General features: G+C 53.2%; 24 protein-coding genes. All 24 read left to right on the top strand.

Features of this window, described 5'->3' with window-relative positions; all coding sequences use genetic code 11:
* Window positions 1–109 precede the first annotated feature (109 nt).
* The 24 genes from HII27_RS07555 (at window position 110) to HII27_RS07440 (ending at window position 16,713) form a co-directional block, all read left to right on the top strand.
* Window positions 110–721, top strand: coding sequence for a hypothetical protein (locus tag HII27_RS07555; protein WP_185667308.1), 612 nt, complete (start codon window positions 110–112; stop codon window positions 719–721).
* The gene (locus HII27_RS07550) at window positions 718–1,332 is read left to right on the top strand and encodes a DUF551 domain-containing protein (RefSeq protein WP_223883168.1); all 615 of its coding nucleotides are present in this window, start codon (window positions 718–720) and stop codon (window positions 1,330–1,332) included. The genes HII27_RS07555 and HII27_RS07550 overlap by 4 nt, the downstream gene beginning before the upstream one ends.
* Window positions 1,332–1,577 (top strand): hypothetical protein, encoded by a 246-nt coding sequence (locus tag HII27_RS07545; RefSeq protein ID WP_185667307.1) that lies wholly within the window; start codon window positions 1,332–1,334, stop codon window positions 1,575–1,577. The genes HII27_RS07550 and HII27_RS07545 overlap by 1 nt, the downstream gene beginning before the upstream one ends.
* 65 nt (window positions 1,578–1,642) lie before the next feature.
* Window positions 1,643–1,846, top strand: coding sequence for a DUF551 domain-containing protein (locus tag HII27_RS07540; RefSeq protein WP_185667306.1), 204 nt, complete (start codon window positions 1,643–1,645; stop codon window positions 1,844–1,846).
* A 213-nt stretch (window positions 1,847–2,059) separates the two neighbouring features.
* Window positions 2,060–2,497 carry a recombination protein NinB gene (locus tag HII27_RS07535; protein WP_185667305.1) on the top strand — a complete coding sequence of 146 codons (438 nt, stop codon included), beginning with the start codon at window positions 2,060–2,062 and terminating at the stop codon, window positions 2,495–2,497.
* Window positions 2,494–3,084 carry a recombination protein NinG gene (locus tag HII27_RS07530; RefSeq protein ID WP_185667304.1) on the top strand — a complete coding sequence of 197 codons (591 nt, stop codon included), beginning with the start codon at window positions 2,494–2,496 and terminating at the stop codon, window positions 3,082–3,084. Before HII27_RS07535 ends, HII27_RS07530 begins: the two co-directional genes overlap by 4 nt.
* Window positions 3,081–3,308, top strand: a complete 228-nt coding sequence (locus tag HII27_RS07525; RefSeq protein WP_185667303.1) for a hypothetical protein — start codon at window positions 3,081–3,083, stop codon at window positions 3,306–3,308. Before HII27_RS07530 ends, HII27_RS07525 begins: the two co-directional genes overlap by 4 nt.
* A complete protein-coding gene (locus HII27_RS07520) occupies window positions 3,305–3,484 on the top strand; it encodes a hypothetical protein (protein WP_185667302.1) in 180 nt (59 codons plus the stop codon). Before HII27_RS07525 ends, HII27_RS07520 begins: the two co-directional genes overlap by 4 nt.
* 112 nt (window positions 3,485–3,596) lie before the next feature.
* Window positions 3,597–4,361 (top strand): antitermination protein, encoded by a 765-nt coding sequence (locus tag HII27_RS07515; protein WP_185667301.1) that lies wholly within the window; start codon window positions 3,597–3,599, stop codon window positions 4,359–4,361.
* A 584-nt stretch (window positions 4,362–4,945) separates the two neighbouring features.
* A complete protein-coding gene (locus tag HII27_RS07510; RefSeq protein WP_185667300.1) occupies window positions 4,946–5,266 on the top strand; it encodes a hypothetical protein in 321 nt (106 codons plus the stop codon).
* Window positions 5,244–5,780: a lysozyme gene (locus tag HII27_RS07505; protein ID WP_185667299.1), complete on the top strand. Its 537-nt coding sequence runs from the start codon at window positions 5,244–5,246 to the stop codon at window positions 5,778–5,780. Before HII27_RS07510 ends, HII27_RS07505 begins: the two co-directional genes overlap by 23 nt.
* Window positions 5,777–6,328, top strand: a complete 552-nt coding sequence (locus HII27_RS07500; RefSeq protein ID WP_185667298.1) for a hypothetical protein — start codon at window positions 5,777–5,779, stop codon at window positions 6,326–6,328. Before HII27_RS07505 ends, HII27_RS07500 begins: the two co-directional genes overlap by 4 nt.
* Before the next feature lie 31 nt (window positions 6,329–6,359).
* Window positions 6,360–6,521 (top strand): hypothetical protein, encoded by a 162-nt coding sequence (locus HII27_RS07495; RefSeq protein ID WP_185667297.1) that lies wholly within the window; start codon window positions 6,360–6,362, stop codon window positions 6,519–6,521.
* A gap of 56 nt (window positions 6,522–6,577) precedes the next feature.
* Entirely contained in the window at window positions 6,578–7,318 is a 741-nt protein-coding gene (locus tag HII27_RS07490; RefSeq protein WP_185667296.1) for a hypothetical protein, read from the top strand.
* 1 nt (window position 7,319) lies between these two features.
* Window positions 7,320–8,642, top strand: coding sequence for a terminase large subunit domain-containing protein (locus HII27_RS07485; protein WP_185667295.1), 1,323 nt, complete (start codon window positions 7,320–7,322; stop codon window positions 8,640–8,642).
* 11 nt (window positions 8,643–8,653) lie between these two features.
* Window positions 8,654–10,072 (top strand): anti-CBASS protein Acb1 family protein, encoded by a 1,419-nt coding sequence (locus HII27_RS07480; protein ID WP_185667294.1) that lies wholly within the window; start codon window positions 8,654–8,656, stop codon window positions 10,070–10,072.
* The gene (locus tag HII27_RS07475) at window positions 10,069–10,893 is read left to right on the top strand and encodes a hypothetical protein (RefSeq protein WP_185667293.1); all 825 of its coding nucleotides are present in this window, start codon (window positions 10,069–10,071) and stop codon (window positions 10,891–10,893) included. Before HII27_RS07480 ends, HII27_RS07475 begins: the two co-directional genes overlap by 4 nt.
* A gap of 12 nt (window positions 10,894–10,905) precedes the next feature.
* Window positions 10,906–12,465 carry an NUDIX hydrolase gene (locus HII27_RS07470; RefSeq protein ID WP_185667292.1) on the top strand — a complete coding sequence of 520 codons (1,560 nt, stop codon included), beginning with the start codon at window positions 10,906–10,908 and terminating at the stop codon, window positions 12,463–12,465.
* A gap of 15 nt (window positions 12,466–12,480) precedes the next feature.
* Window positions 12,481–13,341: a hypothetical protein gene (locus tag HII27_RS07465; protein ID WP_185667291.1), complete on the top strand. Its 861-nt coding sequence runs from the start codon at window positions 12,481–12,483 to the stop codon at window positions 13,339–13,341.
* Window positions 13,342–13,357: 16 nt separating this feature from the next.
* Window positions 13,358–14,386: a DUF2184 domain-containing protein gene (locus HII27_RS07460; RefSeq protein ID WP_185667290.1), complete on the top strand. Its 1,029-nt coding sequence runs from the start codon at window positions 13,358–13,360 to the stop codon at window positions 14,384–14,386.
* 66 nt (window positions 14,387–14,452) lie between these two features.
* Window positions 14,453–14,929, top strand: a complete 477-nt coding sequence (locus tag HII27_RS07455; protein ID WP_185667289.1) for a hypothetical protein — start codon at window positions 14,453–14,455, stop codon at window positions 14,927–14,929.
* Window positions 14,929–15,357: a hypothetical protein gene (locus HII27_RS07450; protein WP_185667288.1), complete on the top strand. Its 429-nt coding sequence runs from the start codon at window positions 14,929–14,931 to the stop codon at window positions 15,355–15,357. The genes HII27_RS07455 and HII27_RS07450 overlap by 1 nt, the downstream gene beginning before the upstream one ends.
* Window positions 15,354–15,788 carry a hypothetical protein gene (locus HII27_RS07445; RefSeq protein ID WP_185667287.1) on the top strand — a complete coding sequence of 145 codons (435 nt, stop codon included), beginning with the start codon at window positions 15,354–15,356 and terminating at the stop codon, window positions 15,786–15,788. Before HII27_RS07450 ends, HII27_RS07445 begins: the two co-directional genes overlap by 4 nt.
* Window positions 15,772–16,713, top strand: coding sequence for a hypothetical protein (locus tag HII27_RS07440; protein ID WP_185667286.1), 942 nt, complete (start codon window positions 15,772–15,774; stop codon window positions 16,711–16,713). The genes HII27_RS07445 and HII27_RS07440 overlap by 17 nt, the downstream gene beginning before the upstream one ends.
* Window positions 16,714–16,717: the final 4 nt, after the last annotated feature.

The following is a 16,717-nucleotide window of genomic DNA, read 5'->3' as shown; positions in this document are numbered from 1 at the left end:
GTGGGCATGCGGTAATGGTGCCATATGCCGCAGGACACTGGTTTAACAAGACGGCGATTTTGGAAATGCTCGCCGCCGCTGGCATCCAGGTTATCAAAGGAGAAGGACAATGAGCAAAGCTATCGAAAAAATTGTAATGATGGATAGTGATGAAGCCGCCAGCATCAAGACTTTAACTGGTTGGGTTGACCGTCATGGGCGATTCTGGGGCGATGATGAATATCAGGCTCGTTGGTGCGGCGCAACACATCGCAAATGCAAAAATAAGCCAGATGAGCACCCGATTCACAGTACCCATGGTTATTGCGAAGAATGCCATCGCGAAAGCCGCCAGGCTAAATTTGCTGAAATTGAGCGCGCGGTATGGGCTGGTGAGCCACTAGTTTTATTCGACGATGACCATTACTTCTTCGATGTCGAATCGTTGGCTGACTACTGCCTGGAGCACTCCGTACTACCTAGAGAATTGCAGCTGCTTATCTGTGAGCCGAACTATCCGCCAGAGTTCGACATTGAACAGCATTGCGAAGAGATAATTCCAGACGGCGGCGATTACTACTCACTTCCGCAAGCTGTTCTTGATGCTGCTGATGCGCTAAATAAGGCCATCAAAGAAAGCGCGGCTGTTTCCTGGAGCGGCGGTAACCGTGTGGCGATTGTGTCTGATGACATTCTCGACGATGAGCAGAAAGCAGAAATCATGGCGGAACGTGCAGCATGACAATCAACTTAACAGACCCAGCTAACCACCCGGCAAACGGGCCTCTCACGGCTGAGCGTATTGAACGCGTTCGTGACGAGCTGCAGCGTTCCATTCAGTACCAGAACGGTGGTGATATGGCATACGTCATCGCTGATGCAATTAAAGGGCTAGAAGAGCTGCTGGTGAGTCGGGAGGCGGTGCCGGTGGCTCAAGAAGACCTGCTTCACATGGCCGCATCAGCGATAGAAGACTTGCTTGACCATTGTGACCCTAATACTGATTACTACTCTGGCGTGTGGGCTGATGTTCCGGAGAAGTTGCGCCGCGCCGCTATGCTTCAGGCTGGGAATCCTCCGTTGTGGGTTGGTGTAGATTGGGCTAAAGGGTGCGAGCCTGGAAACTCTCCGGTAACTCCGGATGGTTGGATTCCGGTAAGCGAGCGGATTCCGGAACGCGATGTTGATGTGCAGGTTTACTGCGCTGATAAGAAAGAGCAGATGGTTGGCCACATGGAACTAAATGAAACAGAGGGGTGGTTTAGGTTTGCATCGCTTCCGAATGGTGGGGGCGTTTATTGCAAGCCAACTCACTGGCAGCCACTGCCGGCAGCACCGAAGGAGGTGAAGTGATGGGCAAGTTAACTTTCGTCATTGAGTTTAAGGATGGAGAAGAACCGGCAGTACATGCACACATGGAAGCGTTCGGCGGCAAGGTTGTTGCAGTTGCATTTCGTGATGCTCTGGTAGATGTTGAGCAAGTTCAATACAGTCATGAACCGCTCAACGGTATTCGATGCTATCTCTGCAATGGGCATCATCCTGTAGGTGTGGCGTGTCCGCTGAGCAAGATTACATCGGTGATAAGTAATGCCTAAATCCTCCGCAGAACGCAAAGCGGCGCAGTGATGTATAATGCCTGGAGTAAAATTATGGTGAGAATATGAATAACTGGATAAAAGTGGAAGACAAGAAGCCAGAAAATGAAGTCGATGTCCTGTGCTTCGACGATAGTTCTGGAGAGCAATACGTTGCGAGAATGTATTTTGGTGGCTGGTCTATTTTAAGCGGCGTTCATGTTGTCAGCGATTCATATGAATGCCAGCCAACCCACTGGATGCCGCTACCTGAATCTCCGGTGAAATAATTCTCAACGTCACGCAACATCGTTTGATTTAGTCATATCACTGGTTATAATTGCATTGCCGTCGGAGTTGAACGCCCGGCGGTAATGCATCCGGCGCATTAATGGGGACATTAATGTGCACCAGTACTACGAAGTAACATATCACCTGTCACAGATGCTTTTCGGCACCTGTGCTTTTCTGCATTCTGCGTTTGACCTCTGCGGAGGTGAAGCGTGAGCGTAAAATTCTATCTTCGTGACGAGCAGATTCGTCGCAACCTCATCGACTACATCAACAAACAGCCTGTAAGTGATTCTATGCCGCTTGTGGTTAGCTTTGCTGACCCTAAGCGCACTCTTCCTCAAAATGCTTTGTTCCACGCTCTGTGCGGCGATTTTGCGAAAGCAAGAATCCGCTGGGCCGGTTCTGCATGGTCACTTCCATCGTGGAAATCAATTCTGGTATCCGGGCACTCCATCGCTACTGGCGGGCAGGGAAAGGTTATCGCTGGCCTTGAAGGCGAGCTTGTAGCTATCCGGGAAAGCACGTCATCAATGGGCGTGAAGCGCATGAATAGCCTGATTGAGTACACCCAGGCATTCGCAGTAAGTCAGAATATCCAGCTTCGTGATGTGCGCTACCGCGGTGACTACTTCGGGAGGGCTTCATGATGCGTAAACCATCCCGCCGAAGCTGCAAAATCTGCAAGACCAAATTCACCGCTACCTATGACAACGTCTGGTGGTGCTGTCCTGAGCATGGATTCGAGTACAGCCAACTCCTGTTAGCCAAGAATAAACTGGCGGCAGAGCGAAAGCGCAAGCAGGAAGCGCAACAGGAGCGCCGTGAACTGAAAATTCGCAAGAAAGCCTTGCAACCACTTAGCCAATACCACAAACGCGCTCAGGCAGCGTTTAACGCGTTTATTCGCCAGCGTGATGCAGGTCAGCCTTGTATCAGTTGCGGTCGCAACTCCGGAGCGAAGATGAACGCCGGTCACTTCCGTACTGTCGGCGCATCGCCAGAAACCCGCTACGACGAAACCAACTGCCATATCCAGTGTGAGGCCTGTAACTCCTACTTGTCAGGGAATATCGGCGAATACCGTCCACGGCTGATCGCAAAGATTGGTCAGGCCGCTTATGACCGCCTGATGGGTCCGCACGAAGCAAAGAAATGGACACGTGAAGAACTCGACGCACTGGCATCGCACTACCGCGTAAAGCTCAAAGAACTGAAGCAGGAGATTGCAGCATGAATAAAATCCATTACCCATGTGAAACGGCGGCAATCTTCCAGGATGTGCTTTTCGTTATCCGCGTTAATCACTACTCAGAGCTTCTGTGTGCCTCTGGCAGGGCGACTGAGTTCTATCTGGACTACTTCCCTTATGCAACGCTAGAAAGCATCCGTGAAGGCATCCTGTATAGCTTCGGCGGCCTTTACCTGAATGACTTTGAGCTTATCAGGGAGACCGCATGAGTCATCACAACACACTCGCATTGCTCAACTGGTACCGCAGCAAGAACGTAGCTGCTGTCATGACACCTGCAGGGATTGTTTTCATGGGCATGAGAAACATTACCGCGCAGCAGCGCGAAACACTTCTGGCGATACCACAGACGGAACTCGAATCAGCGCTGAGGTGGCAACAATGACCCCACAGCAAAGAGAGCGTTACGAACTCGAAAGCATCAGGCGAGCCAGTCTTAAGCCGATCGCAAAGCACAGCAAACCGAAGCAAGCCAAACAGCCTGAAGGAACATCAGCATGAATCTCGAAAACACAGTGAAATATCACTTCGCTAAGTCAACGATGATTAGCGATTCTCCCCGCGCTACGGCATCAGAATCTTTAACCGGTACCGATATCATGGCAGCCATTGGCATGACGCAGAGCCGAGCATCTCTCGGGTTCAGTGCATTCCTCGGGAAGATGGGTATCAGCGATTACGATCGCTCCCGCGCCATTGAACTGCTCACCCAACACGCCCTGACTCACTGCGACAAGATAGCCGCCATTCGCAAGCTTGAATCCGATGTTAAACCGAAGGTGATTCAAGCGCTCGCAACCTTCGCCTTTACCGACTACTCACGCAGCGCCGCCAGCACCAGAACGTGCGATTGCTGCGGTGGCAATAAGTTTGTCGAAGCCGAAGTGATGACCATGAAGAGCATTGGCCGGCCACACATGGAAGAGCGCAAAGAGACTGTTAAGGCTCTCTGCCACAAATGCAAAGGGAAGGGCGTATTAACCAATGCATGCCAGTGCAGCGGGAAAGGTGTTGTTTTAGACAAAGAGAAAACAATTCTCCAGGGTGGCGTTCCGGCATATAAAACCTGTTCACGCTGCAGTGGCAGAGGCTACGCCAGATTGCTTCCAGATAGCGTACGTCAATACATCAGCGCTACTATTGTAGATATCCCGGAAACCACGTGGCGTAGGTCTTACAAGGACTTCTTCGAGAGTTTGGTTGGTGAGTGCATTAAGCAGGAAGAGTATGCAAACCAGATGTTGAGCAAAGTCACACGATAATAATGATTTTCTACAAATTAGGATTAATGGAGAAAACGTGCTTTACAAAGTGGCGATATTTGCTTAATCTGAACTCAATGATGGAGTAGTGCATTCATTCGACGGCCCTGAGTTAATAGCTCGGGGCTTTTTTGTATCTGCAATCCGGTCAGGGCTTTTGAGTGAATACGTGCTGCACGACACGTTGAAGCTCATACGCGAGAGCCCTGAGCCAGATTGATACTGCACAACAGGTAAGAGCATTGAACAAGGCGAAAACCGGTAGACGCGACTAAAGCCACCCGGGCAGCCAGTGCTCTTTCCGTTGTGGTGAAAGAACATATCGGCTAATACCCGGCCAATAACATAGCGGAGCGAAACCTCCGATTGATGTTAGCGAGAGATGGGCGCTCGCCACCACACACCAAATCCCTACCAGGACCATAAGAGCGAAAGCTCAACTCAACACCCTCATATTGCCAGCCTTCGTGCTGGCTTTTTTATTTTCAGGCTCCGGGAAAAATCCTCGACGTGTGTTGTTGTTAAATCAGCCCGAGAGCCTGAACCCCTTTACACACAGCACCCCGTAGCTCCGGAGGTGTGGAATGCAACGTATGAACCCGACAGATGGACATAACCTGCCGTACTGGTGGTCAACCGCTCTGGGGGTATTTTCCTTGCTCAGTTTACAGGACTACGTATTTATCCTCGGCGCACTGATATCGGCGTACTTCACGATAAAGACCTATTACGCGAAGCGCAAAGAAGAGCGGGAACGCCTCGAAGAAGAAAAGAAACGTACACAGCTGCTGGCTGATTACCTGGCTGATGTGAGTCAAAAACCACACTCTGATCGCCCGGCGTCCGCTGAGGTGGTGACGGAGGCAATGCGGAGAATTACCAGTGGCCCAGTTGAAGCTGAGTAAGAAAAGCGGTGCGGTGGGCGTTGTGTGTTCCGTCGGTACCATCATTGCCATAGTGCTGAACGCCGGTCATGTGCGTACGAACGAGAGAGGCCTCGAGCTTATCGGCAATGCTGAATCCTGCCGCCGCGATCCTTACGTATGTCCGGCTGGTGTGCTGACTGACGGCATCGGAAATACCCACGGCGTTGAAGCTGGTGTCCGCAAAACGGATGAGCAGATCGCTCGCGACTGGGAAATGAACATTCTTGAAGCGGAGAAATGCGTTAACAGCTACGCCAGCGGTAAGCGGCTCAGCGATGACACATTCTCCGCTGTCACCTCTATCACCTTCAATGTCGGCTGCGGCGCGATGCGGAAATCCACGCTTTACGCACTGCTGCGTGACGGTCCCGCAGCGTGGCCTTCAGCCTGTAACCAGTTTACGCGGTGGGTATACGACGGAAAGACCATTTTACCGGGCCTCGTTAAGCGCCGTGACGCGGAGAAGCAACTCTGCATGGATGGACTGAAATGATCACGCTGGCGGATTTGAAAATCGGCTGGCGCGCTATCTTGCTGGTGGTCATCGTAACCATCATTGCGGTGCTCTGTGTGCTGCTGGTGCGCAGCAATGCGGCACTGAATACATCCGAGAGTGAAAACCAGGTGCTGCGCAGCGACAACGCACTACAGGCGACGGTAATAACCACTCAAGCCTTCAACTTTAACCGGTTTAACCAGGTGGCGGAGAACGCCAGCCGCCTCAACTCGCTGATAGATGCTGGTGCCGAGAAAACTGTCATCGAATACCGGGAGATTCTACGCCGTGAAAAAACCTGTGATCTGCCTGTTCCTGCTGATGTCGCTGGTGGGTTGCTCAACTACGCGAACCGTTTACGTGCCAGCGCAATGCACACCGATACCGGGAACGCTGACACAGCCAGTGATAGCCCCGCTACCGCCAGCTCAATAACGTACTGCCAGGCTGTTCTGTGGATTAACCCGCTGCTGTCAGCCATTGAGAAGGCGAATAACCAGTTGGCGGGGATACGGGAAATCGAGAATATCAGGTCCGCGCAATAGCGGATCTTAATATCACCACTTAGAGGTCATTATGGAAGAGAAACAAACCAGCTTCGAACAAGCAGCCGAACCGCTGATTAAATGGCTGGCGGAAAACGTTCACCCACACCACACCGTCATTGTTACTGCTACCGGCGCTGAGTTACTGGAAGGCGAGATGTGCCACAAAACTGACAAGTTCCTGGTCGATTGACATTACAGAGGCCATTCACTGAGTGGCTTCAATAATGACAACCTGAGGAAACAGTAATGGCAAAACCGGACTGGGGCGAGCTTCAGCAACGGTTCCTGTCCGAACATGCCAAATCCGGCATTTCCCCAAAAGAATGGTGCGAAGCGCAGGGACTGAATTACTCGACCGCAAAGCGCTACATAAAAGTTACGAATTACGGTGCGAATTCGCAGAAAGTAAGCGCGAAAAAAAATGCGAATTCGCAGAAGGGAAAGAGCAATAAGCAAAGGTCATCAGCAAAAGCAGATAAACCAGCAAATCGCAGCAAACCCTCAAATTCTCCAGAAACGAAACCGATACGTGGCTCCAGGCGGTCACCACCAACAAACCCATTCCAGCCCGGTAACCAGCATGCACTGAAACACGGTGGCTACGGCCGCCGCATGCTGCTCTCTGATGCTGTGACGGAAGATGCTCAAGCGCTGACGCTGGATGATGAGTTGTTCTGGCTGCGAGCTGCGAGCCTCACCGCTGCGGAGAATATTGGCCGCTGGCGAGAAGAACTGGAAGGTAAGGATGGCGATGAAGCCAAGGCGCTGCACGACCTTATTTCTTCCGCTGAGAAATCCATGCACCGAAACACGGCGCGCATTGAATCCCTCGAGTACACGAAGGGGAACCTCGCGAAGATGCAGGTTGATTCAGCGTACCGAGAAGCAGCTACTGAGAAAATAGAGCTTGAAGTGGGCGTGTTGAAAGACGGCGGCAGCGATAACGCGATCGTCGTGCATAACGCATTGCCGATACCGGGAAGATGATATGGCTGATATTCACCTGCCTACGCTGCATGACGGGCAGCTGAAAGTCTGGTCTGATGCCTGGGATTACCCACTTAATGCAGTTCGCTGCGGAAGGCGTTGGGGTAAGACCTTTATGCTTTCCAGTGCTGCCGTTACGTACTCCACCGCGCCATTTAAACGCCCGGGAATGGATATTGAGCTCGGCGGCCGGGTGGGTATTTTCACTGCTGAATATCGTCAGTATCAGGAGATCTACGACAAGCTCGAAGAAATCCTGCTCCCCCTGAAGAAAAGCTTTAGCCGGCAGGAAAAGCGCCTGCTGCTGAAGAACGGCGGAAAGGTCGACTTCTGGGTTACCAACGACAACAAACTGGCCGGGCGCGGTCGTGAATATGATCTGGTTCTGATTGATGAGGCCGCATTCACCAAATCGCCAGAAATGCTCACGGAGATATGGCCTAAGTCCATAAAGCCGACGCTGCTGACGACAAAGGGCCGCGCCTACGTATTTTCTACGCCTGATGGTGTTGATGAAGACAACTTCTTCTACGCCATCTGTAACGACCCCAAGCACGGATTTCATCAGCACCACGCGCCGACATCTTCAAACCCGTTTGTTCCTCCTGATGAACTGGAGAAAGAGCGGGAGCGATGCGAGCCTCGAGTATTCCGCCAGGAGTTTCTCGCGGAGTTCGTAGACTGGTCCGCTGATGCTCTGTTTGACGTGAGTAAGTGGTTTGTCGACGAGCAGCCGGTTGATTACCCGGAAATGTGCCAGGCGGTATTTGCCGTCATGGATACTGCGGTTAAAGGCGGTGCTGAGCACGACGGAACCGCTGTTGTCTATTACGCCGTTGATATGCGTCCAGGGCTGATGCGCCTAACCATCCTTGACTGGGATGTGGTACAGATTGATGGCGCGCTGCTTGAAGTATGGATGCCTTCAGTGTTTGAGAGGCTCAACGAGCTTTCAGGCCAGTGCGTGGCCGTCAACGGCAGCCTGGGCGTTTTTATCGAAGATGCCAGCATGGGCAGCATCCTTCTGCAAAAAGGCGAAAGCCTCGGGTGGCCGGTCAATAAAATTGAATCAGCACTAACCAGCAAAGGGAAGGACGAGCGCGCCATTATGGCATCCGGTTATCACTACCGTGGGCTCGCGAAAATATCCCGATACGCCTACGAGAAAACCGCCGTATTCAAAGGTGAGACCGCAAATCACTTCCATAAGCAGGTTTCCCGATTCCACCTGGCCGACAAGAAAGCACAGAACCGCGCTGACGACCTGCTCGATGACTACACCTACGGGCTGATCATCGCGTTCGGTAACGGCGACGCACTCTGACGAGAAAACCAATGAACGAAGATGATTTCGAAATCGGCAGCAGTTCGCCGGAGCTTGTCACGCTCCTTGAAAGTGATGACATCCAGCCGGGGATGACGGCGGGCTATCAGACCTGCAAAACGATTTACCTTTATCACCCGCTCGGCGGGAAGATGGTCGACCGGCCGGTTAAGATGGCGATGAATGAGCCGCGTACCGTCCACATCGCTGGAACGTACTCGCTTGAGCAGCGCCTGCGGGATGCATTTGAAAAAGAGTGGAAAGCTCTCGGCGCGGATCGTCACATCGCTAACGCGTCGCGCATTGCTCGTATTTACGGTACTGCGGCAATCGCGATGCTGGTGGATAATCAGGAGCCATCACAGGCTATTGACTTTACCACTCTGTATAAGCACAACGTCAGCTTCAACATTCTGGACCCTCTCAACACCGCCGGCAGTATCGTGTTGAATCAGGATCCGAATGCTCGCGACTTCCAGAAAGTTGATGGCATTACCGTTGCCGGGAAGCCGTACCACAAATCGCGATGCGTCGTTATTCAAAACGAAGACCCGATTTACCTGGCTTACAACCCGGCTGCATTCGGTTTTACCGGGCGTAGTGTCTACCAGCGCGCTCTGTTCCCGCTGAAATCGTTCATCCAGACCATGCGTACCGATGACATGGTTGCAGTGAAAGGCGGCCTGCTGGTTACCAAAATCAAAGGTCCAAGCTCTGTCGTCAACAACATGATGCAGAAGCTCAGCGGCATTAAGCGCATGATGCTGAAGCGCGGGAAAACGGGGGAGGTTCTGCAAATTGGCGATACCGATACGGTGGAGTCAATCGACCTGAGCAACCTCGAAAAACCGCTCGACTCAGCACGTAACCACATCCTGGCGAACATCGCCGCCGCTGCTGACATGCCAGCAATCATCCTGAATAGCGAAACCTTCACCCAGGGGTTTGGCGAGGGTACGGAGGATGCCAAGGCTGTCGCCGTGTACATCGACGACATGCGCGCCTGGATGGAAACTTTGTACAACTTCTTCATCCGCATTTGCCAGTACCGGGCATGGAGCTTTGAGTTCTTCCAGGCTCTTCGCGCTGAGATGCCGGAATTGAAGGTTACGTACACCGCCTGCTTCACCAAGTGGATAAACAACTTTGAATACCGCTGGCCGTCCTCCCTGAAAGAGGCGGAAAGCGAGAAGGTGAAAGTTGATGAGATTCGCTTCAAAGCGATTATCAGCATGGCTGAGGTGTTGCTTCCTCAGTTGAAGGATGACCCTACGAACCGGGCAGACCTCATCGAGTGGATGCAGCAGAACGCCAACGCGAACGAACGTCTGTTCCCGCAGCGTTTGGGTCTGGATTACGACTCCCTCGAGGCAAATCCCCCAAAAGGGGAACCAACAGAGACTGAGCCCGGCGGCGGGATGATGCTATGAACACCTTCACCAGAACCGTACGCGATGCGGTGAAGTTCTTTCTGCGTAATGGGTATTCGTCGCGTGAAGAACTGGAACGCTGGCAGGCTCTAATCCGGCAGGCTGCTGAAGGGGAAACGGCTGACGATTACCTTGCGATGGTCACCAGGAGTCTGACGAAATCCTACGACCTGCAGGTTACCCGAGCGGGGGCACTGAAGCGGCACAAGGGGTTAACGCGTTTCACGATTAACTACCTTGAGCCGAAATTGCGCGCCGAGCTCGACCGCCGGATACTTTCCAGCATCGACCTGATTCAGCTCAACCGGCGCAAGGCCATCGACACCACGCTATCCCGCTTTAGTGGCTGGGCGAGCAGTATCCCTACGGCTGATTCCATCGCTCTGACGGGCGTGCAGGGAACCATGCTGGATACCGCCCAGCACATTCAGAAGTCTGCCGAACAGGTCGACTTCGAAGCGCGGCGGGTGATGATTGACCAGAACCATAAGCTGATAGCCAACATCGACAACGTGATCGCAACCAGTAATAACGCGATCGCGGCGATTTGGCACAGCCACTGGCGGCAGTCCGGGTATGACTTCCGAGAAGACCACAAAGAACGTGATCAGTTGTTCTATCTGATACGCGGAAACTGGGCGCAGAAAAACGGATATGTGAAAGCCGGTCCTGCGGGTTATCTCGACGAAATCACGCAGCCAGGTGAAGAAGTCTTTTGCCGCTGCTATGTCACCTACATCTACAACATCCGCAGTATCCCTGAGTACATGCTGACCCAGAAGGGTAGCAAGTTTATGGAGTCGATGAAGAAAGCAGCATAGGAGCATTGAATCGTGGCTATTTTCGCTAGCGGTATCATGTTCCGGCAGGGGAAGAAGATATTTCTCATCCAGCGCTCTGACGATGGCACCTGGTGCCCACCGGGCGGAAAGATTGAGCCTGGAGAAATGGCAGCTGACGCGGCAAGGCGTGAGGTGATGGAAGAAGTGGGTTATCAGTACGATGGCCCTCTGACACCGTACAGCGCTGCGAATGACTATCTCACCTACCGGGCCGACATTGGCACCACGTTCGAACCAACCATCAACGATGAATCTCTGGCCGCTGGCTGGTTTGACATCAACGATATGCCAAAACCGTTACACCCTCCATTTGCAGAGGTGATGGCGGCGCAGGCGCTCAATGAAACGCAGGTGGCGGCGCTTATTGCCGACGGTACGCTGAGCAGCCCGCAATTCTTTACCAACATGTGGATGTACGCCATTCGGGTGACCGGAACAGGCGTTACCTGGCGTTCCGCAGACCAGCAGATGGCATTCCGTAACCCGGATGACTATCTCACCCCCGAATTTCTCCAGCGCGTGGCCGGTGTTCCGCTTATCTGGCTGCATCCGGAGAAAAACAAGCTCGATAGCGATGAATTCGCCAGACGTGTAATCGGCACCCTGACTAACGCCTGGGTTGCAGATAACGGCGAGGTGTGGGCGATCGCCCGCGTGTATGACGCTGAAGCCGCCGAGATTATGGCGACCAGGCAACTGAGCACATCACCGACGGTCACGTTTAGTGAAGTGCCAGATTCAATCATCAAAGTCGACGGTCAGCCTCTGCTGGTGGAGCCATCCCCTCAGCTGCTAGACCACGTTGCAATTTGTGAACAGGGCGTATGGGACAAACTCCTTGACCCCACCGGCGTTAAATCTGATTCCATACCTAGTGAGGCTGAAAAGATGGACGAGGAAAAAATCGTAGCGCTTATCAACAAAGCGATTGATGCGCGAATGGCTAAGGCAGACGAAGAGAAGGATGCCAAAGCCAAAGCTGATGCAGAGGAAGCCGCCAAGAAAGAAAAGGCTGATGCAGAAGCGAAAGAGGCTGAAGAAGCCAAGGCTAAGGCCGACGCAGAAGCCGAAGAGAAAGCGGCAAAAGAAAAAGCCGACTCCGATCTTCGTCGTGAAATCGCCGAACTGAAAACGCGCATCCCAACTGAGTTGAATGATGAAGAGCGCAACGAACTGGCTGATGCACAGGTGAAAGCGGACAGCGTATTTGCGGCATTCGGCAATCGCGCCCCGCAGCCGCTGGCTGGCGAAAAGCCGATGGCATATCGCCGCCGCCTGATGGTTCAGTTGCAGGAACACTCTGCTGACTACAAAGGCGTTGACCTGTCATCTATCGCTGATGCTCAGGTGCTCAAAATTGCTGAGAAGCAGATTTATGCGGATGCGCAGTCGGCCGCAAGCCTGTCTGTTGGCCCTGGCCAGCTTCGTGAAATTAAACGCGCTGACGCCACCGGCCGCCAGATTAGCACCTTTGAAGGTGATCCGGCTGCTACCTGGGCACCCTTCCAGTCTGGCAAGCGCCAGGTAACCCGCATCAACAACCAGGCTTAATGGGAGCTTTAAAGCATGGCTAATTTATCACTCAACCCGATGACCACCACGAATGCACTTGGCTCATTTAGCGTGCAGTCTGACGGTTATATTCAGGGCGTGGCCCTGGACGATCCTGCAAACCGTTTCAACCTGTCCTCCGGTACCGTCGTATCAACGGAAACGAAACCCATGTGGGGCGGCCTGGCTATCGCCGAACTTTTGCCTGGCAACCAGTCAAGCCCGCGCGGCTCGAATATCCGCCGCGCAGCATCTGTCGATGAACTGGAAGGGTTTACGGTGTTTAACCAGGCACATAACGGCCTGACCACGCCACAATCTCCGGTGCCTCAGTTCGCATCCGGTATGAGCGTGTCTTACTACCGACTCGGTTCTAACATGCGCGTCCCGCTTAAAGCGTCTGCTCAAGTCGTTGCGCTCGGCACATCTGGTGCCTCGGTGCGTACTCCGCTGGCATGGAACTTTGTGCATGACGAAGTGACTACCGCTGCGGCTGCTGGTTACTCAGGCGCTGATATCGACACCACAGCCGTGGCATACGCTTCTGGTGTAGCGACTGCAACCACTGCTTCCGCGCACGGGTTGACCGCTGGTCAGTACGTAAAAATCAGCGGCGTGGTACCGGCTGCCTATAACGGCACTGTCGTTGTGTTGTCGGTCCCATCCACAACCACCTTCACCTACGCACCGGCAACTGCACCAAGCGGCGCAGCCACGACGCAAGGCACGATTGGCGCAGTAGATATTGCAGACATCACTCTTCCTGTGAAGCTGCTCGCCGTTGGCACGGAAAACGCTAAAACTGTCAGTTATGACAGCACTACCGGATTCCTGACCTGGGGCCACAACGACAGCATTGCGCTGGTCTTACTTTAATAGGGAGTTGACTTAAATGGCTGCAATTACCCCCAGCTACACCATCGTCAATCCGTCGTATGTTGCGCCGGAATTGATCATCAGTTACCAGCAGGCGTCCGGCGCGTTTGAAACCATCGCAAGTGGTAACCCGCAAGTTCGCCTTGGAACTGGCGACCAGTACGTTTACATGCGCAGCCTGGATATCCGCACCCAGGTTACTTCCAGCCAATCTGGTAACGGCAACCAGTTGCCGAGCGTGGCGCTGGATGCGCGCATGATTTCCACGCCAACCTACATGTTCCGCGCCCGCGGTATCTATGATCATCACGATACTGCCGCCGCTGGTAACTGGAATGTGGCATTACCCGAGGCTCAACGCCTTGGCATGCGTCAGGGCATCTTCCAGCAGCTCCGCAACGCGCTGCTGTTTGGTATGAATCCGGCAGGTGGCGAGGGTATGCTCAATACTGTTGGCGCAACCACTGAAACACTGCCGGCTGACAGCGACGGCAACACCACCGTTCTGACCTATGACCATGGTCAGATGGCGGTTTACCTGCTGGGCCATGTGCAGGCTGCGCTAACCCGCACCATGCAACTCGGCCGCCAGCTTCGCGTCGTCATCCTCGGCCCTCAGCGTGTGCTTGGCGCTATGGAAATTCAGCAGATTGTCCAGCTGACTTCATACCAGCGTCCTGGCGGCGGTACAGCGACCGTGAAAGGAACCATGGCTGGTGTGCTCTCTGATGCCGGTATTCAGATTGACTGGGTATATGACGACACCCTGATTGGCGCCGGTGCTGGTGGCACTGATGCGGTGATGATTACCATCCCTGAAGTTGAGGTGCCGGAGGTTAACCCGACCATCAACACGAACGAATTTGCGAAGCTGTCTCCATCTCTGGCGGCAAACGCACTGATGTTCTGCGATATGGCAGCGCCTCGCGAAATCCCGACGCCAATCCCTGGCGGCGCGGTGGATGTTCTTTCTGAACTGCGCTCCACTTCTGGCTGGGCTGTTCGTCCGGAAGCTATCACCATCCTGTCGATGGCCTATCAGTAATAATACAGTCGCAATCAAAGAGCTCCTTCCGGTTCCCGGAGGGGGCTTTTTTTTGAGGGAAATCCAGTGAAACTCTATATCGCCAATACAACCAAGCAGCGCCATATCTTCACCTTCCGCGTTCTGGAATCAGGCCGTCTGCGCCAAATCCCGATTACCCACGGCTCACAGATGATGGTGCATGACGGTTCCACCGAAGAACTGAATGCCATCATCAGCCACCATGCTGTTTACGGCCTGGTTGATGCGTCGAAAATCGACCAGAACAAAGAATTTATCGGCCTGTGCTACAGCATCGACAAGCCGGTTCCAGCGAATCTCATCGAAAAAGCGCTGCGTGATAACGACAGCTTCCTCACCCGCAACGCGCATAACCGCCGTCAGGCCTCCGTAGCGGCGTTGGATAGCTCTCTGCGTGAAAGCGGTACCGGTTACTCTGGCGACATGGAAATCAGCGCAGAGCAGACAAAAGGGCGTGACGATACCGACGATACCCCTACGGTGAGCGAAACCATCGCGACGGAGAAGCGGGGTAAAAAATAATGACCATCAGTCTGTCGGGTTTTATCGAATTCGTTCGAGCTGACATGGGGATCACTCCTGACCAGGTTCCCGACGACTCGCCGTCATTTTCTTTGGCATATGGCGGCGCGGTTGAGTGGGTTAACCAGGATATCGCGATCGTCATGCCGAACTTTTACACCGTTGCTGTGTACAACCTTGGCGCTTCGTTCCTGGTTAACTATGGTACCGAATCTGTTTTCGCAGAGTTCAGGAAGCAATACGGCCTCAATGACTTTAAAGCTGGTGTCATCACTGGCGCTGGTGATAACTCAACGAGCTCGCAACGCCTGGTCCCTGATTTCTTCAAAGACCTTTCTCTGGCGGATCTGCAGATGCTGCAAGACCCATGGGGCCGTCGTTATCTGATGATTGCGCAGCAGTTCGGCAGCTTGTGGGGGCTCTCATGATCACCCTGCATCTCGGTGTAATGGACATTCCCTACGAGGACGAGAACACCACCACTGGTGATGTGGCTGAGTTCCTCGAGGGGAAGTACAAAATCATGCAGACGTTCTTTGACCGACACGGCCAGGATATTGCTGCGCTGATGGCTGATGACCTGGCTGGTGGTATGGAAAATATGCTGGCCGGCGCACCGACGCCGCGAGATCCGTTCGCTGAATCGATGTCTCGCGTGCATGACCTGTTTGTCGCGTTCCTTGATAACGAAGAGCTGAACGGAATTGATGGTGTTCCAACCCGTCGCGCACTACTGGGCATCAGCAAGCGATTCAAGAGTAAAAAAGGTAATCCGAGACCCTCATTTATCGATACCGGAACATACCAGGCAGCGATGCGCGCCTGGGTAAGCGGGGTGCTGAATGCCTTCCCTCAGTGAACTGCAGCAAACTGCTAAGACCGAGCTTAACGCCGCTCTGACGCAGGGACTTGACGATCTAAGCCGCTATGAGGTGGTTCCCTTCACGAAGTACATCCGCAAGGTATTGCCGCTGGATGGCTTCGTTTTCTGGGTAAAAGCCTCTGTGCTGACTGATGATCCTGACCCGGCGCCGGATACGAAGGATGTTAAGGGCTTTTTGCACCTAACCACCGAAAGTATTCAGGACGACGAGCAGCTATACGACCGCAACGTGGTGACGTTTACCGCGCAATCGGATATCGACCCGTTCAATGACATTGGCGGCGACGTTCTCTACATTGGCGAGTTCTTTGGCATCCAGTTCTCGTTCTCCCGGCGTACTGGTTTGAATGAGTCGGCTGGACTTTTCCACTACACCGGCGAAGCGATTTTCCCGCATATGCGGTCGCAGATTATCAAATCTGCAGACGACATCGATCTAAGTGATGTTGTGGTGTCCAGTTCATTGCCTATCTGGTTGGCTCTCAACAAGTATATGCCCATGTACCCGGCCATGCTGTCGTTGCAGAACCTGACGCCGCCTTACGCAACCGTGAAGTGCTCAAACCCTACTGGTGTGGCCTCTGGCGCTTACATGGATGATTACTCAAGCCAATGGCAGCTCGTCAGCGAGGAAGTGACGATTTCTATAACCGGGTTGAGAAATTCCGCTGCGGAAGATTTCCTGACGTACGTTCACCAGTACACCATGAGCGATAGCGCTGAAATGGGGGTGATGAATATCCCTGTAATTCAGGATGACCGCATTACCCAGAACGAACTGAACATCATTGCGATGCGTAAAACCATCAAATTCACAATCAACTATTGCCAGCAGCGGATGCGAAACGTCGCGCGCCAGGTGATCGCTAAGTCAATTCCGTCCATTTATCCGGAGAGTTAATTAA

This window comes from Kluyvera sichuanensis (genome assembly GCF_014218705.1).
Taxonomy (GTDB): domain Bacteria; phylum Pseudomonadota; class Gammaproteobacteria; order Enterobacterales; family Enterobacteriaceae; genus Kluyvera; species Kluyvera sichuanensis.
The sequence above is the reverse complement of the archived record's forward strand: the minus strand, read 5'-3'. Positions and strand labels throughout refer to the sequence as shown.